General features: G+C 68.2%; 1 protein-coding gene. It reads right to left on the reverse strand.

The features are described 5' to 3' along the window. Window positions 1–415, reverse strand: a 415-nt coding sequence (locus tag JK358_RS38805; RefSeq protein WP_201958887.1) for an AMP-binding protein, incomplete at both ends; no start/stop codon positions are given.

Genomic DNA, 415 nt, shown 5'->3' on the forward strand with positions numbered 1-415 from the left:
CCATCAGCGACCTGCGGACCGGCCAGATACAACTCGCCGGTCACTCCGACCGGCGCCATACGTAAACCGTTGTCCAGCACCGCTACTCGCATACCGGCCAACCCGACACCGACCGGACTGCCCGGCCCCGTCACGGTGTCGGCCGCGGTGATCTCACGCCACGTCGCGTGCACGGTCGTCTCGGTGATCCCGTACATGTTGATCAACCGCGGACGCCGGCCCGGCCCGGCCAACCACGCACCCAACCGCGAGGCCACCAGCGCCTCACCACCGAACACCACCGTCTCCACACAACCCAGCTCACCCGCAGCGCCGTCCTCACCGGCCACGGTCTGTAGCAAGGTGTCGAACGCCGACGGGGTCTGGCTCAACACCGTCACCTTCTGCGCGGCCAGCAACGCATGGAACTCCGGCG

The sequence above is a fragment of the Nocardia acididurans genome (genome assembly GCF_016741815.1).
Lineage (GTDB): Bacteria > Actinomycetota > Actinomycetes > Mycobacteriales > Mycobacteriaceae > Nocardia > Nocardia acididurans.